Below are 22,048 nucleotides of genomic sequence, written 5' to 3'. Positions count from 1 at the left end.
CCGGATGGCGGGTGGTGCGCGAGGCCCTCTCATGCTTCCAGGACGACACCTCCGCCCGCGCGTCTCGTTCGCCCTGTTCGAGGGTGGGGCGGTCTACCGTGTGCAGGGGACCGGCACCTATCTGCTGCCGATGGAGGCCATCGGCAGCGACGGCAGGGGCATGAACCCGGCGGCCGGCGGCGACTACTCCCAGCTCCCCTGGCGCCTGGGGCTGCTCACCCGGACCAACACCAGCTGCTGAGGCACCACCTGCTGAGGCGGGAAGTTCGGCGCCCCCCGGTTCACGGTGTGCCCCGGGGGCGCACATCGACGCAGATCCAGTCGTACTGGCCGTAATGCAGCAGCTCAGCGCCCTCGAAGAGGGTCACCGAGGAGTCGCCGTACTCCCAGACCACGCCCCGCTCGGCATCCAGCGCCTCGTCCGGTGGCCGTGACACCGGCTCGCCCAGCCGCGCGCGCAGCAGTTCCTCGGCCGCACGGAACGCGGAGGCCCAGTCGTCCTCGGTGGCCTCCGGCCGCCACCGCCACCCGGTGAAGGCGTCGAACTCCCAGACCTCCTCCGGGGGCAGCGGCTCCCCGCCGGGGTCGGTCACCTCGAACGCGCCGTACGCCAGGGGCATCAGTACCCCGCGGTCCTCCCGGCATCCGGGGTGGGCGCACGCCACCTCCGTACCTTCCTCCTCGCAGCCGGGATGGTTGCCGATCCACAGGTGCCAGCCCTCTTCGCGTTCCTCGCCGGGCGGTGGCCATATCTCCATCTCCAGGATGACGGGCTCGCCGTCACGCCCGGACAGCTGCCAGCCGTTGCGCACGAAAAGGTCCTCATAGGCCGGGTACGTCCAGGTCAGTCCCGCGAACTGGAGTGCACGGTCCAACCACTGGCCGTCCGCCTGCGTCATCATCGCCATGCGCGGGACAGTACCCGGCACGCGGGGAGGGCCATGGAGGCGTACGCGCTCGCGCCGGTTATCGTGTCGAGGCACATCGAGCAGGTCAGAACGAAGAGGGATGCTGGTGTCGGACAAGGGGCCGCTGGTCGCGGATCGGTACCGGCTGACCGAGCGGATCGGCAGCGGCGGCATGGGCACCGTGTGGCGTGCCGAGGACCATGTGCTGGGCCGCCAGGTGGCGCTCAAGCGGATACACGCTCCGCACCATCTCTCCGACGACGAACTCTCCACGCTGTACGAGCGCACCCGCCGCGAGGCGCGGAGCGCCGCCCGCATCACGCATCCGAACGTGGTCGTCGTCCATGACGTCGTGGACGACGACGAGGGGCTGCCGTGCATCGTCATGGAGTACGTGCCGTCCACCACCCTCGGCGCGCTGCTGAAGGAGCGCGGTACCGTCCTGCCCCAGGAGGCGGCGCGGATCGGGCTGGGCATGGTCGCCGCGCTCCGGGCCGCGCACGCGGCCGGGGTGCTGCACCGTGACGTCAAGCCCGGCAACGTGCTGCTCGGCGCCGACGACCAGATCGTCCTCACCGACTTCGGCATCGCCGTGACCAGCGGAACGTCGACGCTGACCCGGACCGGCGAGATGATCGGCTCCATCGAGTACATGGCCCCGGAGCGGGTCAGGGGCCGCAAGCCCGGCCCCTTCTCGGACCTCTGGGCGCTGGGCGCGACGCTCTACCAAGCGGTGGAAGGACAGCCCCCGTTCCGGCGGGACACGGCGATCGAGACGGCCTACGCCAACGCCGTCGACCCGCTGCCGCCCCTGCGCCACGCCGGGCCGCTGGCGCCGCTGATCGAGGCGCTGCTGGCCAAGGAGCCCGACGAGCGCCCGTCGGCGGAGGAGACGGAGCGGGAGCTGAAGTCCGTGGTGGCGGAGGAGCCGACCCGGGGCCGGGCCCCACGGCAGGATGTCCCGGTCCCGGCCGCCGCCCCGCCACCGTCCGGGACCGTGGCCACGCCCGAGCGAACCGGCGGCGGCCCTCGCAAGCGGCGCCGCGTGGTGTGGAGCGCCGCGGCGGTGGCGCTCACGATCCTGGCCGTGGCCGGTGCCACCTACATGTGGCCGGACGGCGGCGGGCAGCGGGGCGGCGGCGAGGCGAAGCCCTCTGCCTCCGCTCCCCCGCCCGTGCCCCGCGGCTACCACCTGGTCGAGGAGAAGAAGCTCGGCGTCTCCTTCCCCGTACCGAACGGGTGGAAGCCGCGCGACCGAACGGGCGACGGTGTCAAGTACATCGACCCTTCCGGCCTGGTCGAGATCACGATCGGCACGGTGGACCCCGCCGGGCCGTCGCCCGTGGCGCACTTCCGGGACATCGAGGCGAACACGAAGAAGAACTACGACGTGTACCGGCGCCTGCGTCTGGACCGCACCACCTTCCGGGGGCAGCCCGCGGCGATCTGGGAGTGCACGTTCGACGGCAGGGTGCGCACGTTCCGCGCCATCGACCTCGGCTTCGGGCGGGAGGGCGGCAAGGAGTACGACGTGTACCTCTCCGCGCCCGATGAGCAGTGGGACACCTACCGTCCCGTCTTCGACAAGGTGAAGGAAGGCTTGCGCACCCACTGACGAGCCGACGCGGGCTCGTCACCGCACGCGGGTGTACTGGTTCACGCCGTCGTCGAACGCCACCGTCACCTGCCCGCGGAGCACCAGGACGTCCAGGTGGGCGGCGGTCTCGTTGACCGCGAGCATCTGGTTGAAGGCGCTCAGGCTTCCGAACGGCACGGCCCGGCGCGTCCAGGCGAGCCCCCGCGCCACCGCGTGGGCGTCGAGCGTGTCCTCGCCCAGCGCGGCCAGGCTTGCCGCCAGCCGGTCGTCGTGGTGGGCGAGCAGTTCACCGACCCGGGTGTGGGCGCTGTCGGTGACCGGGCCGTGCGCGGGCAGCAGGCGGGCGTCGGCGTACCGGGTCATCAGCCGCAGCGAGTCCAGGTAGTCGGCGAGCGGACGGCCGCCCGGCTCGGACAGTTCGAAGCCGATGGAGGGGGTGATGTGCGGCAGGACGTGGTCCCCGGAGAACAGCAGTCCGCGCTGTTCGTCCAGGAACACCACATGGCCCTTGGTGTGTCCGGGGGTGGGGACGACCCGCAGCTCGCGGTCGCCGAAGCGGAGGGTTTCGGCGCCGAGCCAGTGGTCGGGGGCCTCCCACACGCTCGGGTCGTAGCCGCCGTGGTCCATCGCCTCGATGTGGTCGGCGAGTTCCCCGGCTCCCGCGGCGCGCAGGGTGCGCAGTGAACCGACGGGCTGGTCGCTGCGCAGCCGGTCGAGCATCTCCAGTCCGGGCCGCTCGCCCGCGCCGAGGTAGACGCGCGAGCCCAGCAGGCGGCGCAGCTCCACGGCGTGGGTGTAGTGGTCGCGGTGGATGTGGGTGACCAGGATGTGGCTGATGTCGCCGGGGTCGCGGTCGATGGCGGCAAGGGCCTCCTCGAGCGTCTTGCGCGCCTCGGGGATCGCCCAGCCTCCGTCGATCATGACGATGCCGCCGTCGTCGTCCAGGTCCTCCAGGAGGTAGACGTTCACCGCGTGCAGGCCGTCGTTGGGCAGGGGCAGCGGCACGCGGTGCACCCCGGGCTGTACGGTCTGGACTCCGGCCGCCGCCCAGGGGCCCTGGTCGAACCGCGCTGTCATGTTTCTCCTCGTTGGTGCAGACTGAGGGCCAGGTCCCGGGCCCCGCCCCGGTCGAGCTTGCCGACCTTCGTCTGGGGCAACTCGTCGGTACCGTACACGTATTCGGGCCACTTGGTCTTGGACAGTCCGATGCTCTCCAGGTGGCCGGTCATCTCGGCCAGGTCGATGCGGCCGCCGTCCGTGGTGACGACGAGCAGCGCCACGCGTTCGCCGAGGACATCGTCGGGGACCGGCGCCACACACGCCCGGGCCACGCGCGGGTGGGCCGCGACCGCGCGCTCGATCTCCGTGATGTCGATGTTGCGGCCGCCCCGGATGATGATGTCCTTCTCGCGTCCCATGATGGTGAGGGTGCCGTCCTCATGGGTGACCAGCAGATCGCCGGTGGGCAGATAGCCGTCCTCCGTCAGCGCCGGCGGAACGGCCCTTCCGTCACCGGCGTATCCGAGGAAGAGGGACGGACCGCGCACCTGTGCCCGGCCGGTCACACCGGGGCCCGCCACGTGGCCGTCGGGGGTGAGCGCGCGCACGTCCGTGCCCGGGAAGGGGCGGCCGTCCCTGCCGAGCCGGATCTCCTCGGGGTCGTCGGGGCTCGGCGAGGTGTGGCCGAGGCACTCGGACATGCCGAAGACCCGCAGGATCTTCGTGCCCAGGGACCGTTCGGCGCGGGCCAGGGCTCCGCGGTCCATGGGCCCGCCGCCGACGGTGATGGACCGGACGCCCCGGAGGATGCCGGACCCGGCCGCCGCGTCGCCCATCTGGAGCACCATGGTCGGTACGCACATGGTCCAGCGGACACCGGCCTCGGCCATGCGCCGCGGCGCGAGGGCCCGGTCCCATTTCCCCGTCATGACGAGCGGCCCCCGCAGCAGCAGGGAGAGGTAGACGCCGAAGCAGTACGCGGCCGTCGAGGACAGCGGGACGATCGCGGCGACGGCGTCGCCCGGCGACAGCCCGTTGACGGTGATGGTGGTCTCGGCCGCGTAGCGCAGGGCCTGTTCGGACTGTACGACGCCTTTGGGCCGGCCGGTCGATCCGGAGGTCAGCCCGATCAGGACGCCGCCCGACCAGCGGGACACCTCGCGTGGGTGCGGTGTGGACCGGCACGTCCAGCCGTCGAGCACGGTCCGCTCCGGGCCCGGCAGCCGGGTCGACACCGCCCACTCGTCCACCGCCGAGGGTTCGGCGACGACGGCGTCCGGGCGGATGTCCTCCCAGGCGGTGGCGAATTCGGCCCGTGTGGTGTGCCGGTTGACCAGCGCGATGACCCCGCCGTCCCCGCCGCTGAGGCCCGCGGCGAGGGTGGCGGCGACCGTGCGCCATGAGTTGTCCGCCTGGATCAGGACGGTGCCGACCGATCCGTCGGCCGTGCCCGCGGACAGCGCTCCGGCCAGCCGCTCGGCCTCGTCGAGGAGCTGCCGGGCCGTATGGCTGCCCGTGTCGTCGACGACGGCGACGAAGTCGGCCTCGGCGGCCCGCTGTTGGAAGTCCCGCACTACCTGTCGCATCTCGTCCTTCCTCAGGCGGCGAACAGCTCCGCCTCGGTTCCCATGACCGCGATGCGGCGGCCCTTCATGTCGCCCACCTGGGCGACGGCATCGGCCCACTCGGGGCTCGCGAGGGCCTTCTTCAGGTCCTCGGGGGAGTCGAAGCCGAGGACGGAGACGCCGTCCCAGCCTTCGGAGCGCGGCTCCAGGGCGGCGTCGATCTCGGTGTGCCGCCAGCTGCGCAGTCCGGGGAGGCGGCAGGTCAGCTTCGCGTGGTCGCCGCGCCACCACGTGATGAACTGCTCGTGTGTCCACTCCGGGGGCCGGGCTGCCAGCAGGACGAGGTTGTACATGACGGTCCTTCGCAGGTCAGGTGAGTGGTCAGGGGTCGGGCTCAGGTGAAGCGGATCTCGGACGAGCGGCCGATCAGCAGGCGCTGGAGCCTGCCGTCGCCGTTCACCCGCCCGGCGGCGACGAAGCTCGCCTCGGGGACGCCCGCACGCCGTACCTCGCCCAGGAAGAATTCGTCGCGGCCGACCGTGGTCGCCGCGAGCCGGTGGTGGGTGCGGGTGCCCTTCTCGCGCTGTTCGAGGTAGCCGACGAGGGCGGCGCGGCCCCCGGCGAAGTCGGTGGCGTCGCCGTCGCCGGTGGAGAACAGGATGGAGAGGGCGAAGTCGTCGCTGATCAGGTCGAGGATCCGGGACGGTTCGTCCCCGTCGAGGATCTCGAACCACGCGGTGAGGAAGGGAGCCGCCGCCGGGGTGCCGGTCATACCCGGCTCCTGTCCCCGGCCCAGTCGATCAGCTGGAAGGAAACGGTGAAGAAGGCCTGGTAACGGGCGATGAGTCCGCCGGGCGAGAGCACCGCGGCCGAGTGGAAGGAGCCGGTGTACCCCCCGCCCTCGGTCACCACTCCGTATACGGTCTCCAGGTCGCCGTCCCGGCTGTGGCGCAGGATCTCGTGTGTCCGGTCCACGGGGTTGCGGCCGGCGATGTACGCGGCGAAGTCTTCCCTGGAGGTGCCGGTGACCTCCTTGCCCGGCAGGGCGATGAGGAACCGGAAGTCGGGTTCCAGCAGTTCGAGTGTCTGTTCCGGCCGGCGGCTGTCCATACCGGCGAAATACGCGCGCAACGCCATGAGGGGGCCCTTTCGGTCGGCGGCCGCTCATTAGGGTCTGGTGGGTGGTCGCCGGGCGGGAGAGCCGGGGCGGCCGGGAGGGGGCCGCGTCGTCGACCCCAGATCAACCTGAGTCAAGTTCAATTCAGTTTGCATGGTAATCCCGGCGAAATACGGCTGACAAGAGTCCGTACGAGACCATCCTGCGCCCTCGGCCCGGCTTCGGCGCGACCTCGGCGCGGGCACGGCAAAGCCCCCGGCGGAGATCCGCCGGGGGCAGGAGCGAACAGGGTCGCTCAGCGCGTCACGTGGCGACCATCCGTACGCAGGCGCCCTCGATCAGCTCGCTGATCTCCGACAGCGGCGTGGGCCCCGAGGGCCGGTACCAGCGCCAGACGCTGACGATCAGGCCGAGCACGCCCGCGCCCAGCAGCTGGGCGTCCCGCAGCGGGAAAGCCCCCTGGGACATGCCCCGGACCAGCAGGTTCGTCCAGTCCCGCTCGACGAGCTGGACCAGCTGACGGGCCTCGACGCGCTCGGCCTCCTCCCGCTTGGACTTGCGCGGGCCGGAGAGCAGATCCATGTGGTTGTGCAGGATCCGCATCTGGAGAACCTCGTGGTCGGAGACGTCGTACGCCGCGCGCACGGCCGCCCGGAGGGCCTCGACCGGGTCGGTGACGTCCGCCGTCGCCTCCGTGAACTTGTCGTGGGAGCGCTGGAGCTCCAGCCGCATGATCGTGAGCAGACAGTGGGTCTTGGACTCGAAGTAGTGGTAGAGCGCCGTCTGCCCGATGCCGACCCGCTCCGCCACGGTGGACCACTTGGTGGCCTCGAAGCCCGTCTCGCCGAAGCAGTCGACTGCGGCCGCCAGAATGGCGGCGCGCTTGGACCTCGGTCCCGCTTCCGGTTCAACCCTTGTCGCCATGACCCCGTCTCCTGGCCGCCGTCCACCTCGTCGGTACCCGAGAGTAGCCCCAAGCTGAACTCAGTTGCCAATCGACTCGGTCCGAACCGGACCGACCCGGACCGGCTCGGGGGTCGGCCCGGGGCGGCTTGGGTCACAGGCGCTCCAGCACGGTCGCGTTCGCCATGCCGCCGCCCTCGCACATCGTCTGTAGGCCATAGCGTCCTCCGGTCCTGTGCAGTTGGTGGACGAGCGTGGTCATGAGCCGGGCACCGGTGGCACCGAGCGGATGTCCGAGCGCGATCGCTCCGCCGAAGGCGTTGACCCGCTCCGGGGCGGCCCCGGTCTCCTTCTGCCAGGCGAGGACGACGGAAGCGAAGGCCTCGTTGATCTCGACCAGATCGATCGCGCCGATCGGCAACCCGGCCTTGTCCAGGACCTTCTCGGTGGCGGGGATCGGGCCGGTCAGCATGTGGATCGGGTCGGAGCCGACGACGGCCATGGTGTGCACACGGGCGAGCGGGGTCAGACCGTGGCGGCGCACCGCCTCCCCGGAGGCGATCAGCAGGGCGGCGGCGCCGTCGGAGATCTGGCTGGAAACGGCGGCGGTCAGTCTGCCGCCCTCGGTGAGGGTCTTCAGCCCGGCCATCTTCTCCAGGGTGGTGTCGGCGCGCGGGCCTTCGTCGGCGGTGAGGCCGAAGGCCGGAGTGATCTCGTCGTCGAAGGCGCCGTCGGCCTGGGCGGCGATGGCCCGCTGATGGCTGGCGAGGGCGAACTCCTCCATGTCCGCACGCGAGATGCCCCATTTCCCGGCGATCAGTTCGGCCCCGCGGAACTGGGAGACCTCCTGGTCGCCGAAGTGCTCGCGCCAGCCGTCCCCCGCGTACGGGCTGCCGAGGCCCGCCTGCTCTCCGACGTACATGGGGCTGGCGATGGGCACCAGGCTCATCACCTCCACCCCGCCGGCGACCACCAGGTCGGCGGCGCCGGAGCCGACCGCCTGGGCCGCGAAGTGCACGGCCTGCTGGGAGGAGCCGCACTGGCGGTCGATGGTGGTGCCGGGCACGTGCTGCGGCAGGCCGGCGGACAGCCAGGCGGTGCGGGCGACGTTGCCGGTCTGGGCGCCGATCTGGCCGACGCACCCGAAGTACACGTCGTCGACGGCGTCCGGGTCGGCGCCCGTGCGTTCCAGCAGGGCGCGCAGCACATGGGCGCCGAGGTCGGCGGGGTGCACAGCGCTGAGCGCGCCCTTGCGGCGGCCGACGGGGGTGCGGACGGCTCCGGCGATGAACGCTTCGGACATGGCGGGCTCCATGGTTCGGGTTGGGGGTTCAGGCAGTGGGGGCGCCGCGCGTGAAGTCGGGCGGCCGCTTGCCCAGGAAGGCGGCGACGCCCTCCCGCCCGGCGTCGGAGGCGGCCGCGGCGGCGATCGCGCGGGCCTCCCGGTCCAGGTGCGGGCCGAGGTCGGCGGTCAGCCCGGCGGCGACGAGACGGCGGGTGGCGCCGAAGGCGGCAGTGGGTCCGCGGCGCAGCGCCTCGGCCGTGCGCGCGGCCTCCGCGGTCAGGTGGTCGGGTGCGACGACCCGGCTCACCAGCCCGATGTCCGCGGCTTCGGCCGCCGTGACGCGGCGGTTGGTCAGCAGCAGGTCCAGGGCCCGCTTGGGGCCGACGAGGCGGGGCAGGAACCAGCTGACCCCGGCGTCCGGCGAGTAGCCGATGCCCGTGTACGCGGCGGTGAAGGAGGCGGTGTCGGCGGCGAGGGTCACATCGGCGAACGCGGCCAGGCCGAGCCCCGCGCCCGCGACGGCTCCCTGTACGGCGGCCACCATGGGCGCGTCGCTCGCCGCGAACGTGCGCAGCGCGTCGTGGAGCGCGTCGGTCACCGCGGTGAGGTGCTTCTCCAGCGCCGCGCCGGAGAGCCGGGAGAACTCCCCGAGGTCGCCGCCGACGCAGAAGGACTTCCCCTCGCCGGTCAGCAGGACGGCCCGTACGCGCTCCGCCGCGCAGGTCCGTGCCGCGTCCAGCAGTCCGTGTGCCATGTCCAGGTCGATGGCGTTGCCCGCCTCGCCGCGGCGCAGGGTGAGACGGGCCAGGCCGTCGTCGATGTCGATGCCGACCCTCATCGCGCGGTCCATCCGCCGTCGACGGTGAGGATCTGCCCGGTGCAGTACGAGGAGGCGTCCGAGGCGAGGAACAGCAGCGCGCCGTCGAGTTCATGTCCGTCGCCGCCGCGCCGCAGCAGGGTGTTGCGCTCGACCCAGCGGGCGGAGCGCTCGTCGCCGAAGAGGTCCGCGGTCATCTCGGTGCGGAACCAGCCGGGGGCGAGCGCGTTGACGCGGGTTCCGTGCGGGCCCCACTGTCCGGCCAGCTCCCGGGTCAGCCCCATCAGTCCGGCCTTGGACGCGGAGTAGCTCGCGCCGCCGAGCGGGGCGGCGGTGACCAGGCCGAGGATGGAGGAGACGTTGATGACGCTCCGGGGCGGAGCGCCGTCCCCGGCGGGGGCCTCGGCCACGAGGCGTGCCAGGTGGAAGGGGGCGGTGAGGTTGACGCCGAGGACGTCGGCGAAGGCGTCCGGGGATTCGTCCTCGGCGCGGGTCTCGCCGGAGGCCGCCGCGTTGTTGACGAGGATGTCGACGTGTCCGGCGGCGGCGCGCGCGGTCTCCACGAGCCGCGTACGGTCCTCGTCCCGCGAGACGTCGCAGGCGACGGGGTGGATGCGGGCGTCGGAGTCGGCGAGTTCCTTCAGCCGGTCGAGGCGCCGGGCGGCGGCGTACACGGTGGCTCCGGCCTGCGCGAGGACGGTGGCGAAGCGTGCGCCGAGCCCGGCGGAGGCGCCGGTGACCAGGGCCGTCCTGCCCTGGAGGGAGAACAGCTCGGCGGCGGGTCGCGGTGTGCTCATGCGTCCACCCCGATCGGCAGGGCGGTGGCGCCGCCGTCGAGCACCAGGGTCTGGCCCGTCATCCAGGACGAGGCGTCGGAGGCCAGGAACAGCGCCGCGTGGGCCACGTCCTCCACCGTGCCGAGGCGCCGCAGCGGCAGCTTGGCGGTGAGGATCGGTTCGCGTACCTCCCACACCGCCCGGGCCAGCTCGGTTTTGATCAGCCCGGGGGCGATGGCGTTGACGCGGGCGCGCGGCCCGAGTTCGTAGGCGAGCTGCCGGGTCATGTGCAGCATGGCGGCCTTGGTGGCGTTGTAGTAGCCGATGTGCGGATCGACGATGAGCCCGCCGACGGAGGCGATGTTGACCACCGCTCCCCCGTGCTCGGCCATCCAGGCCCGCCAGGCGTAACGGGTCCAGGCGATCATGCCGTACTGGTTGACGCGGACGGTCTTCTCCGCGCGCGGCAGGTCCAGGTCGAGCAGCTCGCCGTGGTACGGGTTGGTGGCCGCGTTGTTGACGAGGACGTCGAGGCGGCCGAAGCGGGACATGGTCTCCTCGACGCAGCCTTCCGCCTGTTCGGGTTCACCGGCGTTGGCCACCACGGTGTGGAGGTCGCCGTCGCCCTTGGTGCGCAGCAGTTCCTCGCGTGCCTGGGCGAGTCCGGCCGCTTTGCGGGCCGCGATCACCACGTGTGCTCCGGCCGCCCGGTAGGCGGCGGCGATGCCGAGGCCGATGCCGCGGGATCCGCCGGTGATGACGGCCACCTTGCCGTCGAGGCTGTGGGCGCTCACGCTGCTCCCGTCGTCGGTCGGGTCGTTGCGTACTTGTCCAGTTCCTGGCGGGCGACCGTCCGCAGGTGTACTTCGTCGGGGCCGTCGGCGATGCGCAGCGCCCGGGTGATGGCGTACAGCCGGGCGAGTACGGTGTCGTCGCTGACGCCCGCCGCGCCGTGGGCCTGTACCGCGCGGTCGACCACCTTGTGGGCGACGTCCAGCGCCGCGACCTTGATGGCGGCCACCTCCATGCGGGCGGCGGCGTTGCCGACCGTGTCCATCAGCCAGGCCGATTTGAGCACGAGGAGGCGCAGCTGCTCGATCTCGATGCGGCTGCGGGCGATCCACTCGCGGACCACGCCCCGGTCGGCGAGGGGTCCGCCGAAGGCGGTGCGTGCGGTGACGCGCTCGCACATCAGCTGAAGGGCGCGCTCGGCGAATCCCACGGCGCGCATCGCGTAGTGCATCCGGCCCGGGCCGAGCCGTCCCTGGGCGAGCGCGAAGCCCTCGCCCTCGCCGCCGAGGATGTTCGCCACCGGTACGCGGACGTCCTCGAAGAGCACGTCGCCGTGGCCGAGCCGGTCGGTGTAGCCGAACATCGGCAGGTCACGCAGGATCGTGATGCCCGGGGTGTCCCGGGGGATGAGCAGCATGCTCTGCTGCCGGTAGGTGGGCGCCTGCGGGTCCGTCTTGCCCATCAGGATGATGAGCTCGCAGTCGGGGTCGAGGATCCCGGAGGTGTACCACTTGCGGCCGTTGACGACGTAGCTGTCGCCGTCGCGGGTGATGCGGGTGCGGATGTTGCGGGCGTCGGAGCTGGCGACTTCCGGCTCGGTCATGGCGAAGCACGAGCGGATCTCGGCGTCGAGCAGGGGCCGCAGCCAGCGCTCCTGCTGTTCGGGGGTGCCGTACAGGGCGAGGAGTTCCATGTTGCCGGTGTCGGGCGCCGAGCAGTTGAACACTTCGGGGCCGATGATGGAGCGCCCGGCCAGTTCCATGAGCGGCGCGTATTCGAGGTTGGTGAGGCCCGCGCCCCAGTCGCCGTGCGCCATGAAGAGGTTCCACAGGCCCTCGGCGCGGGCCTTCTCCTTCAGCCCGGCCATGACCGGCGGTAGTGCGTGCGGGTCGTCCGCTTCGGCCAGCTGCCGGTCGTACACCGCTTCCGCGGGCAGGACGTGCTGGTCCATGAACGACCGTATGCGGTCCTGGAGTTCGCTCGCACGGGGCGAGAATCCGAAGTCCACGTGTGCTCCTGTTCGGTGGCCGGTCCGGATCAGCCGAGGATGTCGCGCGCCGTGCGGATCATCGCGGCGATGGTGGGCGGCAGGCGTTCCTGGTCCGGGTCGTGGTGCTTGCCCTCGCGGTGGCGGCGCAGGTTGTGGCCCATGATCGCGGCCATCTTCATGCGGCCGAGTGCCCGGAACCAGTCCATGGCGGGCAGGTCGGGACGGCCGTCGCGGTAGGTGTCCATCAGTTCGGTTTCGCCGGGCAAGCCGGGTACGGGGTGCCCCAGCCGGGGGAAGTTGCGGTGGTCGGCGAAGAGCAGGAACCAGCCGAGGTCGATCCGCGGGTCGCCGACGCTCCAGATCTCCCAGTCCACGACGGCCACGGCGCGTTCGTCCGCGCACAGCACATTGCCGAGCCGGAAGTCCCCGTGGAGCAGCACCGGCGGGAGACTCTGCGGCACGTCGTCGGCGAGGCGGGCCAGCAACTCCTCCCCGCCGGGCCGCAGTTCGGCGGGAACGGCGTGCAGGGTGCGGCTCCACCGCTCCAGCTCACCGGCGGCGTCGAGGGGTGCGGGCGCGCCGAGCCCGGGCGTGTCGACATCGGTGGTGTGCAGCCGCCGCAGGACGGCGGCGATCTCCAGCATCCGGGCGCGGGCCGTCGCGGCGGGCACCTCGTGCTCGTCGAGGACTGGCTCGACGGCCTCCCCGGGGGCGAAGTCCATGGCGAACCAGGCGGGTTCGGTCTCGTCGACGGCCACGACGCCCGGCACCGGCACCGTGGACCCGGCCAGCGCGCCCAGCACCCGGGCCTGGCGCAGGACGTCGTTGCGCCCGACGGGCCGCTGTCCGGGCGGCACCGCCTTGATGACGTACCGGGCGTCCCCCGCCGTGACCGAGTACGTCAGCCCGGAGTGGCCGCCCGGCAGTACGGTCAGTTCGCCGACCGGCGCGCCCGGGTGGTGGCGGGCGAGGTGCTCGCGGACCCGGGCGGCCAGCTGCGTCCCTCGGGTGGCCGTGCTCATCGGGTGGGCTCCTTGGGCAGGCCGAGGACGCGTTCGGCGAGGATGGTGCGCTGGATCTCGTCGGTGCCGCCCGCGATGCTGTAGCCGGGGGCGCCGAGCAGGTGTTCCGTCCAGGCGTAGGTGCCCCACTCCCCCGTGTCCGCCACGAGGCTCGGCCCCAGCAGTTCGGACACCAGGTCGCTGGTGCGGCGCATGGTCTCGGTGGCGTACAGCTTGCCGACCGAGGCTTCCGCGCCGGGTTCGCGTCCGGCGACGAGTGCGGCGGTCACCCGTAGTCCGATGAGCCGCTGGATCAGGGTGCGGATGTGGAGGTCGGCGGCCCGCTGCTGTTCGGCGCCGGTGAGGGGGCGCGGCAGGTGCGCGGCGAGGTCCAGCGCCCGGTCGGCGTTGTCGAGGCCGAGGCTGCCGGAGTCGAGCCGTTCTGCGGCCAGCACGCTGAGCGTGACCCGCCAGCCCTCGCCGACCGGGCCGAGCCGGTCGGTGTCGGGCACGGTCACGCCGTCGAGGTAGACCTCGTTGAAGCTGGTGCCCCCGGTCATCTGCCGGATGGGCCGTACGGTGACGCCGGGCGCGTCCATGCGCACCAGGAAGACAGTGATGCCCGCGTGTTTGCGCACCGCCGGATCGGTGCGGCACACCGCGACGCCCCAGGTGGCGACGCGGGCTCCGGAGGTCCACACCTTGTGCCCGGTCAGCACCCAGTTCTCGCCGTCGCGCACCGCCCTGGTCCGCACCGCGGCGAGGTCGGATCCGGCCTCGGTCTCCGAGAACAGCTGGCAGGCCAGTTCGTCGGTCCGCAGCATGGGTCGCAGCCAGCGCCGCTTCTGCTCCTCGGTGCCCCAGAGGGCGATCGCGGGGGCGACGAGCGCCTGCGTCACCGGGAAGATCTCGGGGCGGTGCGGCACGTCGAAAGCCGCTTCCTCGGCGCGGTAGAGCTGCTCGTAGTACGCGGGCAGGCCCCGGCCCCCGTAGGTCTCCTCCCAGTGGAGCGCGGACCACCCCTGGTCGTAGCGGGTGCGTTCCCACTCCTGGACGCGGGCGGTGTGCTCGCGCTCCTGCTCCTCGGTCCAGTTGTCGAACACGGCGACGGAGTCGGAGCCGCTGCCCCACTCCCCGTCGGCGGCGCGGGGCCGGGCGACGGTGCCGAGCCACTGCCGGGCCCGGGCGCGGAACTCCTCGGGTTCGGGGATGCCGCTCATCTCTTCTGCCACTTCTGTGCCACCTCCGATCGGCGGGACGTTGGGACGTATCAGCGGGACAGCACCGTGCAGGCGCTCACGCCGGGGGCGCCGTACACATGGGTGAAGCCGACGCGGGGCCGGCCCGGGACCTGGCGTTCACCGGCCCGGCCGCGCAGCTGCTGGACGACCTCGTAGACCTGGCGCAGTCCCGACGCTCCGATGGGTTCGCCGTTGGCGATGCAGCCGCCGTCGGTGTTGACCGGCAGCGTTCCGCCGATTCCGGTGGCGCCGGAGGCGACCAGCCGCTCCTGCTCGCCGTCCGCGCAGAACCCGCACTCGGCCATGTGCATGACCTCGGCGCCGCTCTCGGTGTCCTGGAGCTGGCACACGTCGACGTCACCGGGGCCGACCCCCGCCTCCTCGAAGGCGGCGGCCGAGGCGTCACGGCTGACGCTGGTCAGCTCGCCCGCGGGGATCCACGGGCTGAAGACTTCGAACGAGCCGAAGCGCCGGGTACGGACGGCGGCCGAGCGCAGGGTGACCGGTGTGGCGTCCATGGTGCGGGCGGCCTCCGGGGAGCAGAGCACCAGCGCGGCCGCGCCCGCTCCGGGGGAGCAGAACATGTAGCGGGTCAGGGGGTCGCTGACCATGCCGGAGTCGAGGATCTCGTCGGCGGACAGCGGCTTGCGGCGCCATGCGTCGGGCGTCAGGGCACCGTTGCGGTACGCCTTCTCGGCGACCAGGGCGAGAGTCCGCGCGGTGATCTTGTGGTCGTGCATATAGCGCTGGATCTTCATGCCGAAGAACTGGGTGGTCACCATCAGCCCGTCGCTGCCGTATTCCGCTCCCAGGCCCCAGTCCTCGGGCCTGGGGTCGAAGGCGCCGCGCGGGTGCTTGTCGAAGCCGACGGCGAGGACGACGTCCGCCATGCCGGAGCGGATGGCGTTCACGGCGGAGATCAGCGCGCTCCCGCCGGTGGCGCAGCCGTTCTTGACGTTGACGAACGGAAGCCCGGTCAGGCCGAGTTGAGCCACCAGCGTGTCGGCGAGCCCCGCGCTGTCGCTGCCACCGAACGCGGCCCGCACGCGCGACCACGCGATTCCGGCGTCCGCCAGCGCCGCGTTCACCGCGCCGACGGCCAGCCGGCGGCCCGTGGCCTCGGACCGGCCGAACGGGGTGCGCCCGGCGCCGCAGATCAGGACCTCGGTGCTCACGTTCCCTCCTCGCCGCGGGCGGTGGGCCTGGCCCGCGGGACGCCGGGGCCCGCGGCCACGGTCAGGGGCATGCCGATGCGGATGTCGTCGAGGTCCTCGAGGTCGAGGACGGCGGCCACCCGCACTCCCTCCGCCAGCTCGACGTAGCCGAGCGCGAACGGTACGAAGCCTCCGGGCGGGGCCTGATAGGGCGGCGACTTGGGGGCGTACCGCTGCACCGTCCAGGTCCACAGCGTGCCCGTGCCCTGGAGGGCCGCCGGATCGGCGGGCTCCCCGCAGCGCGGGCACGTGTCCTCCGCGGGGTAGACCGTCACCGCGCAGCCGGAGCAGCGCGAGCCCTGGAGCCCGGCGGCCGGGCTCCGCGGATCCGTGGCCATCCGGGTCAGCGTCCCTGCCACTTGGGTTCACGCTTCTCCAGGAACGCCGACACGCCCTCGTTGGCGTCGTCGGAGTTGAGCGCCACGCCCACGGCGAGGTGCTCCATCACCATCAGCGACTGGGTGTCGGCGTCCAGGCTGCGGTCGATCGTCATCTTGGTGAGCCACATGGTGAAGGGGCTCTTGTCGGTGAGGTTGCCGATGAACTCCTCGACCGTCGCGTCCAGTTCACCGGCCGGGGCGGACAGGTTGATGAGCCCGAACTCGGCGGCCTCGACGCCGGAGAGAAGCTTGCCGGTGAGCATCAGCTCCTTGGTCTTGCGGATGCCGATCATGCGCGGCACCCGGTAGATCGGGCCCGCACCGCCGAACAGCGCGCGGCGGATGTGGAAGTCGCCGATCTTGGCGTCGTCGGCGGAGATGGCGAAGTCGCAGGAGATCATGATCTCGAAGCCACCGGCGGTGACGTGGCCCTCCAGAACCGCGACCGAAGGGGTCTTCATCGAGTAGAGGCGATCGCACACCTTCGCGGACTTCACCGCCACGTCGATCGCGTTCGACTTGCCGACGTACTCGGCCTTCAGGCTGTCGAGGTCGAAGCCCGAGCAGAACGTACCGCCGCGGCCGCGGACCACCAGGACCCGCAGCTCGGGATCCTCGTCGACCTCGGTGATGATCTCGTCGAGCCGGTCCAGGATCGGCACGGTGACGCAGTTCTTCTTCCACGGGCGGTTGAGCCACACCCGGGCCACGTGGCCGTCGCGCTCGAACTGGATCTCGTCTTCCACGGTCATACCTTCACCCCTCGAAACTGAACTGAATTCACTACAACTCTGCGAGCACGGGACGGAACTGTCAACCCCTTGATCGAGACGAACCCGGGCGACGATCAAACCGAACATGGTTCAAGGGTCAGCCCGGTGAGCGCGGCCAGCCGCGCCCGGTGCCGGTCCGCCGTACCGAACAGCACCTCCGCGCCGCGGGCGCGGCGCACATACAGATGGGCCGGGTGCTCCCAGGTGAAGCCGATACCACCGTGCAGCTGCACGTACTCGGCCGTGGCCAGGCGGAAGGTCTCGGAGCAGACCACGGCGGCGGCACCCGCGGCCACCGGCAGCTGCTCCCGGGCGACGGCGACGCAAGCCGTGGCGTACGCGGAGGCCGAGCGCGCCGCCTCCAGCGCGACCAGCACATCGGCCAGCCGGTGCTTGACGGCCTGGAAGGAACCGATGGGACGCCCGAACTGGTGGCGCTGGGCGACGAATTCGACCGTGGCGTCCAGGGCGTGTCCGCTGCCACCGACCTGTTCGGCCGCCAGCGCGGCCCGCCCGGTGTCCAGAGTCGCCGAGACCGCGTCCTCCGCGCCCTCCGCCGCGCCGACGGGAGTCGCCGGTGCGCCCCGGAACTCCACCAGCGCCTGGCGCCGCGTCTCGTCCAGGACGCGGCGCGGCGTCCGCCGACAGGTGCCGGGGTCCGGCTCACAGGCGAGCAGCCGGGGCCCGGCGGGGGTCGCGGCCCGCACCAGGATCAGATCCGCGCCGGCCCCGTCGAGGACGAAGTCCGCCCGCCCGCGCAGCACCCACCCGGCGCTCCCCCGCTCGGCGGTGACGCCGGGCTCGCCGTCGCCGAATCCGGCCACGGTCGCGGTGAGCGCGCCGTCGGCGATCCGGGGCAGATAGCGCTCGCATGCCGCCCGGTCACCGCTGTACAGCAGGGCGTGCGCGGCCAGCGCCACCGTGGGCAGCAGCGGCGCGCAGCACAGGGCCCGCCCGGCCTCCTCCAGGGCGACCCCCAGCTCGGCGAAGGTGAAGCCGGACCCGCCGTACTCCTCCGGAACGGCCAGCCCGTGGACCCCGATCTCGCCCGCGAGCCGCACCCAGAGGGCTTCGTCGTATCCGCGCGGCGCGGCCAGATACTTGCGGACGTCCTCCGGACTGCTCGTCTCACCGAAGAGGTCCCGCAGGACGGCACGCAGCTGCCGTTGTTCGTCCGTCTCGGACAGCAGTCGGGGGGCGATCTCGGGGTGGCGCGGGCGCATGGGGTCTCCATCGTGCTCGTACGACGGTGCCGGATCCGATCGATCCGGCAATTTGAACTCGATTCACTTGACCGTAGGCAGGGAAAGCCCGCCCGGCAAGACCTCCGCACGCCCCGTCCCGCCCTGCGTCCATCTATTGAACTTACTTCACCTCTGTTACCGTGACGGCCATGATCCGACCAGACCCTGGGACGGTGACGATGAGGGCACTGCGACTGACGGCGTGGGGCGAGCCCCCGGCGCCGGTCGATGTCGATCGACCCGTCCCCCACCGCGCACAGGTCCTCGTACGGGTCGAGGCCACCGGGCTGTGCCACTCCGATCTGCACGTCATCGACGCGACTCCGGGGGCGCTCCCCTACCGGCTGCCGTTCACGCTCGGCCATGAGGTCGCCGGGCGGGTCGCGGCCCTGGGGCCCGACGCGGACGGGGTGGAGGTGGGCGAGCCTGTGGTGCTCTACGGACCGTGGGGCTGCGGAAGCTGCGGCCGTTGCGCCGCGGGCTGGGACAACTACTGCGACCGGCGCGACACCCTCCCCTGGCACGGTGCGGGCCTGGGCCGGGACGGCGGAATGGCCGCCTACGTGCTCGTGCCGTCCGCCCGCCACCTGGTGCCGGCCGACGGCCTGGCAGCCGGACAGGCGGCCCCGCTCTCCGACGCCGGTCTGACCTCGTACCACGCCGTGGCCGGGCTCCGGCACGCGATCGGCGAGGGCGCCACCGCCGTCGTCGTCGGCATCGGCGGGCTCGGCCACCTGGCGGTGCAGATACTCCGCGCGACCACGGCGTGCCGTGTGCTGGCGGTCGATGTCCGGGACGACGCCCTGGCCCTCGCGGACCGCTCGGGCGCGGACTTCGGCACCCTGTTGCGGGCGGACACCGCCCGCGTGCTGAGGGCGCGCGGCGGGGGCGCGGGGGCGGACGCCGTGCTCGACTTCGTCGGCACCGCGGAGACGCTGGACCTCGCCGTCGCCGTTCTGCGGCCCGGTGGCGAACTCGCCGTCGTCGGCAGCGGAGGCGGCCGCCTGACGGTCGCCAAGCCGGGTGTTCTCCCACCCGGCTTCAGGCTCTCGCTGCCCTTCTGGGGACCGCGCCACCAGCTCGCCGAGGTCGTCGCGCTGGCGCGTTCGGGAGCGCTGCACGTCGAGACGGAGCGGTTCCCCATGTCGGCCGCGGCGGAGGCGATCGACCGGCTTCGCCGGGGCCGGGTGCGGGGGCGGGCCGTGCTGGTGCCCGACTGATCACATTCAACGGAAGGGAAGCTCGGGATGCGCTTCGAGGGAAAGGTCGCCATCGTCACGGGCGCGGCCCGGGGCATGGGCGCCGCCCATGTCCGCGGGCTGGCCGCGGAAGGGGCCCGGGTCGCCGTGTGCGATGTCCTGGACGACGAGGGAGAGTCCCTGGCGGGCGAACTCGCCCACGCCCGGTACTGCCACCTCGACGTCACGGACGAGGCGCAGTGGCGGTCCGTGGTCCGCACGGTCGAGGACACCTTGGGTCCCGTGGACGTCCTGGTCAACAATGCCGGGATCATTCACTTCGGCGGTGTGGAAGAGCAGTCGCCCGAGCACTTCCGCCGCATCCTCGACGTCAATCTGGTGGGCGCCTTCCTCGGCATGCACACCGTCCTGCCCGGCATGCGCGCCCGCGGCCGCGGGGCGGTCGTCAACATCTCCTCGGCCGCGGGCCTCATGGGCTTCGCCGATGGCATCGGCTATGTGGCGAGCAAGTGGGGGGTGCGGGGGATGACCAAGGCCGCCGCGCTGGACATGGCGGGCACGGGGGTACGGATCAACTCCGTACATCCGGGCGTCATCCGCACGCCCATGGGCGAGAGCGCCTCACCCGAGCTGTTCGCCCAGCAGCCCGTGGCCCGTATCGGGGAGCCCGACGAGGTCACCCGCATGGTGCTCTTCCTCGCGAGCGACGACGCCTCGTACACCACGGGCGGGGAGTTCCCCGTCGACGGCGGCCAGACCATTGGCCACGTCGGCCACGACCACGCGGCGGACAAGGCCTGACCCGCGTTCGCCGCCGCCGACGCGCCTGCTGCCGTCCGCGTCCTTACAGGTCCTTACAGGTCCTTACACGTCCTTGCGGACGGTGGACAGGGCACCGAGCCCGATCAGGCAGACCGCCATCACGAAGAACGCCGGGGAGAGCAGGTTCCCCGTCCGCTGCACCAGGAAGGCCGCGATGTACGGAGCCGTACCGCCCGCGAGGACGGTGCCGATGTTGTACCCGATCGCCATCCCGGTGTAGCGGACCCGGCGTTCGAACAGACGCGGCCACAGGCTGGCCGCCGGGACCTGCACGAACGCACTGCTCAGCATGAAGAGCAGATAGGCCAGACCCGCCACGGCCAGGCTGTGCCGCCCCATGAGCGTCATCGCGGGGTACGCCGTCACCAGGAACCCCAGCAGTCCCGCCAGCAGGACGCGACGGCAGCCGAACCGGGCGGCGAGCCACCCCGCGGGCACCATGAGCAGCACGGTGACGAGGACGACGCCCGCGGTCAGCCAGAACACGTGCGTGGGGTCGTACCCCAGGTTCGTGGTCATGTAGATGCCCATGTACGTCAGCCCGAGGAAGATGGCGCCACCCTGGGCCATGGCCAGTCCGATGGACTGGAGCAGCGCGGTGCGGTGGGTGGACAGGACCTCCCGGATCGGGGCGGCCGGGATGTCGGCGCGCCGCGCGGCCTCCTCGAACTCCGGGGTGTCCTCGATCCGCAGCCGGGCCCACAGACAGATGAGAGTGAGGGGTACGGCCATCAGGAAGGGCAGCCGCCACCCCCAGTCGGCCATCTGATCCTTGGTGATGAGGGCGGAGATCGCCCCGGCCGTGGCCGCCGCGAACATGAATCCGAGGTTGGATCCGATGGGCGTGACGGCACCGAGGAACGCCCTGCGCCGGGGCGGCGCCGACTCGTAGATGTAGGTGTAGGCGCCGACCGACTCGCCACCCGAGGAGATGCCCTGCACCAGCCGGGTGAGGAAGAGCAGCACCGCGGCGAGCACGCCGATCTGGCTGTAGGTCGGCAGCAGCCCCGTGATGCTGCTGGCCACGCCCATGCACAGCACGGAGGAGACCAGCGCCTTGCGACGGCCCCACCGGTCGCCGAGCCACCCGAAGAAAACACCGCCGAGGGGCCGTACCACGAGGCCGGTGGCGAGCACCGCGAGCGCCGCCAGCGTCGAGGCCGTCGGGTCCTCGTTCGGGAAGAACTGCGGGGCGATGGCCACGGCGAGATAGCCGTATATGCTGAAATCATAGTATTCGATCAGTGTGCCGATGCTTCCGGCGAGCATCGCGCGGCGCACCGTGCGGGGTTCGTACGACGCTGACGCCGACCCCGGCGGGGCGGGCTGCTCAGTGGTGCTCATGATTCGGCTCTCCTTCCGAACGGCGCGATCCCGTTCCTTGCCGACGCCCGGGACGCTACAGAACTGAACTCAGTACAGCTAGCCTGCGGACCGGGATTTCTCCGATGAACCGGGAAGCGGCAAGGGCGACCACGCGCGGCAATCTGAAGTGAATTCAGGGTGACGACAGTCAGACGGTGAACCGGCCGCCGTTGGCGAGCAGCACCGCGCCGATCAGGTTCGCCGCGGCATCCTCGGCCAGGAACAGGGCGATGTCGGCGATCTCCTCGGGAGTCGCGTACGGGCGCACCCGCGGGTCGGCGAACCCCGTGCGCAGAACGTCCGGCGTTCGCGTGGCCATCCCCGTCTCGGTCGGCCCCGGCGCGACCACGTTCACCCGGATCCCGGACGGGATGACCTCCTTGGCCACGGCCTGGCACAGGGCATGCACACCCGCCTTGGACGCGGCGTAGTGGGGGTAGCCGACCGGGGTGTCGAAGGCGGACGACGAGCCGATCACGACGATCGCCCCCGCCTTCGCCGGCCGCATGGCCCGCACCGCGGCACGCAGCACATGGAAGGTGCCGTCGAGGTTGATCCGCATGACGCGCCGCCAGGCCGCGTCCTCGAGCACATCGGTCACCTCGGGCGGACGGCCCTCCACCAGGGCGTCCGCGATGCGCTGCTTGGCCTGCGGATCGTCGACCCCCGCGGCATGCACCACCAGGTCGAGCCCGCCGTGCTGCCGTAGCACGTCGTCGACGGCGCGGTCGACCGCCGCGGCGTCCGCCACGTCGACGGCGAGCGCCCGGCCGACCGGCACGTCCTGCGCGACGGCCGCCGCGCTCGCGCCGTCGACGTCGGCCAGGGCCACCGCCCGGG

Annotated in this window: 24 protein-coding genes; 4 read left to right on the top strand and 20 right to left on the bottom strand. The window is 72.1% G+C overall.

Annotated features, from left to right (window positions below; all coding sequences use genetic code 11):
- Window positions 1-31: 31 nt before the first annotated feature.
- Window positions 32-241 (top strand): hypothetical protein, encoded by a 210-nt coding sequence (locus tag EEJ42_RS48785; RefSeq protein ID WP_184503631.1) that lies wholly within the window; start codon window positions 32-34, stop codon window positions 239-241.
- A 40-nt stretch (window positions 242-281) separates the two neighbouring features.
- On the opposite strand, the gene EEJ42_RS48780 is transcribed toward EEJ42_RS48785, so the two are convergent.
- On the bottom strand, window positions 282-908 hold the full coding sequence (locus EEJ42_RS48780) for a hypothetical protein (RefSeq protein ID WP_123108566.1): 627 nt from the start codon (window positions 906-908) through the stop codon (window positions 282-284).
- Between the two features lie 100 nt (window positions 909-1,008).
- Here EEJ42_RS48780 and EEJ42_RS48775 point away from each other — a divergent pair, with 100 nt between their 5' ends.
- Window positions 1,009-2,523: a serine/threonine-protein kinase gene (locus tag EEJ42_RS48775; protein ID WP_184503630.1), complete on the top strand. Its 1,515-nt coding sequence runs from the start codon at window positions 1,009-1,011 to the stop codon at window positions 2,521-2,523.
- Between the two features lie 18 nt (window positions 2,524-2,541).
- Here the strand turns inward: EEJ42_RS48775 and EEJ42_RS48770 are convergent, their stop codons facing one another.
- The 17 genes from EEJ42_RS48770 to EEJ42_RS48690 form a co-directional block, all read right to left on the bottom strand.
- On the bottom strand, window positions 2,542-3,582 hold the full coding sequence (locus EEJ42_RS48770; protein WP_123108565.1) for an MBL fold metallo-hydrolase: 1,041 nt from the start codon (window positions 3,580-3,582) through the stop codon (window positions 2,542-2,544).
- Entirely contained in the window at window positions 3,579-5,090 is a 1,512-nt protein-coding gene (locus tag EEJ42_RS48765; RefSeq protein WP_123108564.1) for a class I adenylate-forming enzyme family protein, read from the bottom strand. Before EEJ42_RS48765 ends, EEJ42_RS48770 begins: the two co-directional genes overlap by 4 nt.
- Window positions 5,091-5,101: 11 nt before the next feature.
- On the bottom strand, window positions 5,102-5,422 hold the full coding sequence (locus tag EEJ42_RS48760) for an EthD family reductase (RefSeq protein WP_123108563.1): 321 nt from the start codon (window positions 5,420-5,422) through the stop codon (window positions 5,102-5,104).
- Window positions 5,423-5,463: 41 nt separating this feature from the next.
- Window positions 5,464-5,841: a hypothetical protein gene (locus EEJ42_RS48755; protein ID WP_123108562.1), complete on the bottom strand. Its 378-nt coding sequence runs from the start codon at window positions 5,839-5,841 to the stop codon at window positions 5,464-5,466.
- The gene (locus EEJ42_RS48750) at window positions 5,838-6,206 is read right to left on the bottom strand and encodes a nuclear transport factor 2 family protein (RefSeq protein ID WP_123108561.1); all 369 of its coding nucleotides are present in this window, start codon (window positions 6,204-6,206) and stop codon (window positions 5,838-5,840) included. The genes EEJ42_RS48755 and EEJ42_RS48750 overlap by 4 nt, the downstream gene beginning before the upstream one ends.
- Before the next feature lie 283 nt (window positions 6,207-6,489).
- The gene (locus EEJ42_RS48745) at window positions 6,490-7,110 is read right to left on the bottom strand and encodes a TetR/AcrR family transcriptional regulator (RefSeq protein WP_123108560.1); all 621 of its coding nucleotides are present in this window, start codon (window positions 7,108-7,110) and stop codon (window positions 6,490-6,492) included.
- 133 nt (window positions 7,111-7,243) lie between these two features.
- A complete protein-coding gene (locus EEJ42_RS48740; RefSeq protein ID WP_123108559.1) occupies window positions 7,244-8,392 on the bottom strand; it encodes an acetyl-CoA C-acetyltransferase in 1,149 nt (382 codons plus the stop codon).
- 28 nt (window positions 8,393-8,420) lie between these two features.
- Entirely contained in the window at window positions 8,421-9,212 is a 792-nt protein-coding gene (locus tag EEJ42_RS48735; RefSeq protein ID WP_246098014.1) for an enoyl-CoA hydratase/isomerase family protein, read from the bottom strand.
- A complete protein-coding gene (locus tag EEJ42_RS48730) occupies window positions 9,209-9,988 on the bottom strand; it encodes an SDR family NAD(P)-dependent oxidoreductase (protein WP_123108557.1) in 780 nt (259 codons plus the stop codon). Before EEJ42_RS48730 ends, EEJ42_RS48735 begins: the two co-directional genes overlap by 4 nt.
- Window positions 9,985-10,761 (bottom strand): SDR family oxidoreductase, encoded by a 777-nt coding sequence (locus EEJ42_RS48725; protein ID WP_123108556.1) that lies wholly within the window; start codon window positions 10,759-10,761, stop codon window positions 9,985-9,987. Before EEJ42_RS48725 ends, EEJ42_RS48730 begins: the two co-directional genes overlap by 4 nt.
- Window positions 10,758-11,987 (bottom strand): acyl-CoA dehydrogenase family protein, encoded by a 1,230-nt coding sequence (locus tag EEJ42_RS48720; protein ID WP_123108555.1) that lies wholly within the window; start codon window positions 11,985-11,987, stop codon window positions 10,758-10,760. Before EEJ42_RS48720 ends, EEJ42_RS48725 begins: the two co-directional genes overlap by 4 nt.
- A gap of 29 nt (window positions 11,988-12,016) precedes the next feature.
- Complete coding sequence (locus EEJ42_RS48715; protein ID WP_123108554.1) at window positions 12,017-12,991, bottom strand: phosphotransferase family protein; 975 nt, start codon at window positions 12,989-12,991, stop codon at window positions 12,017-12,019.
- On the bottom strand, window positions 12,988-14,190 hold the full coding sequence (locus EEJ42_RS48710; protein ID WP_123108553.1) for an acyl-CoA dehydrogenase family protein: 1,203 nt from the start codon (window positions 14,188-14,190) through the stop codon (window positions 12,988-12,990). The genes EEJ42_RS48715 and EEJ42_RS48710 overlap by 4 nt, the downstream gene beginning before the upstream one ends.
- A 50-nt stretch (window positions 14,191-14,240) precedes the next feature.
- Complete coding sequence (locus tag EEJ42_RS48705) at window positions 14,241-15,386, bottom strand: thiolase family protein (RefSeq protein ID WP_123108552.1); 1,146 nt, start codon at window positions 15,384-15,386, stop codon at window positions 14,241-14,243.
- Window positions 15,383-15,763, bottom strand: coding sequence for a Zn-ribbon domain-containing OB-fold protein (locus EEJ42_RS48700; RefSeq protein WP_123108551.1), 381 nt, complete (start codon window positions 15,761-15,763; stop codon window positions 15,383-15,385). Before EEJ42_RS48700 ends, EEJ42_RS48705 begins: the two co-directional genes overlap by 4 nt.
- 5 nt (window positions 15,764-15,768) lie before the next feature.
- A complete protein-coding gene (locus EEJ42_RS48695; RefSeq protein ID WP_123108550.1) occupies window positions 15,769-16,557 on the bottom strand; it encodes an enoyl-CoA hydratase/isomerase family protein in 789 nt (262 codons plus the stop codon).
- A gap of 95 nt (window positions 16,558-16,652) precedes the next feature.
- On the bottom strand, window positions 16,653-17,801 hold the full coding sequence (locus tag EEJ42_RS48690; RefSeq protein WP_123108549.1) for an acyl-CoA dehydrogenase family protein: 1,149 nt from the start codon (window positions 17,799-17,801) through the stop codon (window positions 16,653-16,655).
- A 200-nt stretch (window positions 17,802-18,001) separates the two neighbouring features.
- Between EEJ42_RS48690 and EEJ42_RS48685 the strand changes: the two genes are divergently transcribed.
- A complete protein-coding gene (locus EEJ42_RS48685; protein ID WP_123108548.1) occupies window positions 18,002-19,042 on the top strand; it encodes an NAD(P)-dependent alcohol dehydrogenase in 1,041 nt (346 codons plus the stop codon).
- Window positions 19,043-19,069: 27 nt separating this feature from the next.
- Window positions 19,070-19,822, top strand: a complete 753-nt coding sequence (locus tag EEJ42_RS48680; RefSeq protein WP_123108547.1) for an SDR family oxidoreductase — start codon at window positions 19,070-19,072, stop codon at window positions 19,820-19,822.
- A 63-nt stretch (window positions 19,823-19,885) separates the two neighbouring features.
- On the opposite strand, the gene EEJ42_RS48675 is transcribed toward EEJ42_RS48680, so the two are convergent.
- Entirely contained in the window at window positions 19,886-21,187 is a 1,302-nt protein-coding gene (locus tag EEJ42_RS48675) for an MFS transporter (RefSeq protein WP_123108546.1), read from the bottom strand.
- Window positions 21,188-21,356: 169 nt separating this feature from the next.
- Window positions 21,357-22,048 (bottom strand): SDR family NAD(P)-dependent oxidoreductase (locus EEJ42_RS48670; RefSeq protein WP_123108545.1); only part of this gene is annotated, 692 nt, incomplete at its 5' end.

The organism is Streptomyces botrytidirepellens (assembly GCF_003721215.1).
GTDB classification, from domain to species: Bacteria; Actinomycetota; Actinomycetes; order Streptomycetales; family Streptomycetaceae; genus Streptomyces; species Streptomyces himastatinicus.
The sequence above is the reverse complement of the archived record's forward strand: the minus strand, read 5'-3'. Positions and strand labels throughout refer to the sequence as shown.

Excerpts from the sequence above, each read along its gene's own strand:
- EEJ42_RS48740 (WP_123108559.1), bottom strand. The coding sequence starts at position 8,392 with ATGTCCGAAGCGTTCATCGCCGGAGCCGTCCGCACCCCCGTCGGCCGC.
- EEJ42_RS48755 (WP_123108562.1), bottom strand. The coding sequence starts at position 5,841 with ATGACCGGCACCCCGGCGGCGGCTCCCTTCCTCACCGCGTGGTTCGAG.
- EEJ42_RS48760 (WP_123108563.1), bottom strand. The coding sequence starts at position 5,422 with ATGTACAACCTCGTCCTGCTGGCAGCCCGGCCCCCGGAGTGGACACAC.
- EEJ42_RS48715 (WP_123108554.1), bottom strand. The coding sequence starts at position 12,991 with ATGAGCACGGCCACCCGAGGGACGCAGCTGGCCGCCCGGGTCCGCGAG.
- EEJ42_RS48690 (WP_123108549.1), bottom strand. The coding sequence starts at position 17,801 with ATGCGCCCGCGCCACCCCGAGATCGCCCCCCGACTGCTGTCCGAGACG.
- EEJ42_RS48685 (WP_123108548.1), top strand. The coding sequence starts at position 18,002 with ATGAGGGCACTGCGACTGACGGCGTGGGGCGAGCCCCCGGCGCCGGTC.
- EEJ42_RS48700 (WP_123108551.1), bottom strand. The coding sequence starts at position 15,763 with ATGGCCACGGATCCGCGGAGCCCGGCCGCCGGGCTCCAGGGCTCGCGC.
- EEJ42_RS48780 (WP_123108566.1), bottom strand. The coding sequence starts at position 908 with ATGGCGATGATGACGCAGGCGGACGGCCAGTGGTTGGACCGTGCACTC.
- EEJ42_RS48785 (WP_184503631.1), top strand. The coding sequence starts at position 32 with ATGCTTCCAGGACGACACCTCCGCCCGCGCGTCTCGTTCGCCCTGTTC.
- EEJ42_RS48735 (WP_246098014.1), bottom strand. The coding sequence starts at position 9,212 with ATGAGGGTCGGCATCGACATCGACGACGGCCTGGCCCGTCTCACCCTG.
- EEJ42_RS48680 (WP_123108547.1), top strand. The coding sequence starts at position 19,070 with ATGCGCTTCGAGGGAAAGGTCGCCATCGTCACGGGCGCGGCCCGGGGC.
- EEJ42_RS48750 (WP_123108561.1), bottom strand. The coding sequence starts at position 6,206 with ATGGCGTTGCGCGCGTATTTCGCCGGTATGGACAGCCGCCGGCCGGAA.
- EEJ42_RS48775 (WP_184503630.1), top strand. The coding sequence starts at position 1,009 with ATGCTGGTGTCGGACAAGGGGCCGCTGGTCGCGGATCGGTACCGGCTG.
- EEJ42_RS48730 (WP_123108557.1), bottom strand. The coding sequence starts at position 9,988 with ATGAGCACACCGCGACCCGCCGCCGAGCTGTTCTCCCTCCAGGGCAGG.
- EEJ42_RS48675 (WP_123108546.1), bottom strand. The coding sequence starts at position 21,187 with ATGAGCACCACTGAGCAGCCCGCCCCGCCGGGGTCGGCGTCAGCGTCG.
- EEJ42_RS48695 (WP_123108550.1), bottom strand. The coding sequence starts at position 16,557 with ATGACCGTGGAAGACGAGATCCAGTTCGAGCGCGACGGCCACGTGGCC.
- EEJ42_RS48765 (WP_123108564.1), bottom strand. The coding sequence starts at position 5,090 with ATGCGACAGGTAGTGCGGGACTTCCAACAGCGGGCCGCCGAGGCCGAC.
- EEJ42_RS48770 (WP_123108565.1), bottom strand. The coding sequence starts at position 3,582 with ATGACAGCGCGGTTCGACCAGGGCCCCTGGGCGGCGGCCGGAGTCCAG.
- EEJ42_RS48745 (WP_123108560.1), bottom strand. The coding sequence starts at position 7,110 with ATGGCGACAAGGGTTGAACCGGAAGCGGGACCGAGGTCCAAGCGCGCC.
- EEJ42_RS48710 (WP_123108553.1), bottom strand. The coding sequence starts at position 14,190 with ATGAGCGGCATCCCCGAACCCGAGGAGTTCCGCGCCCGGGCCCGGCAG.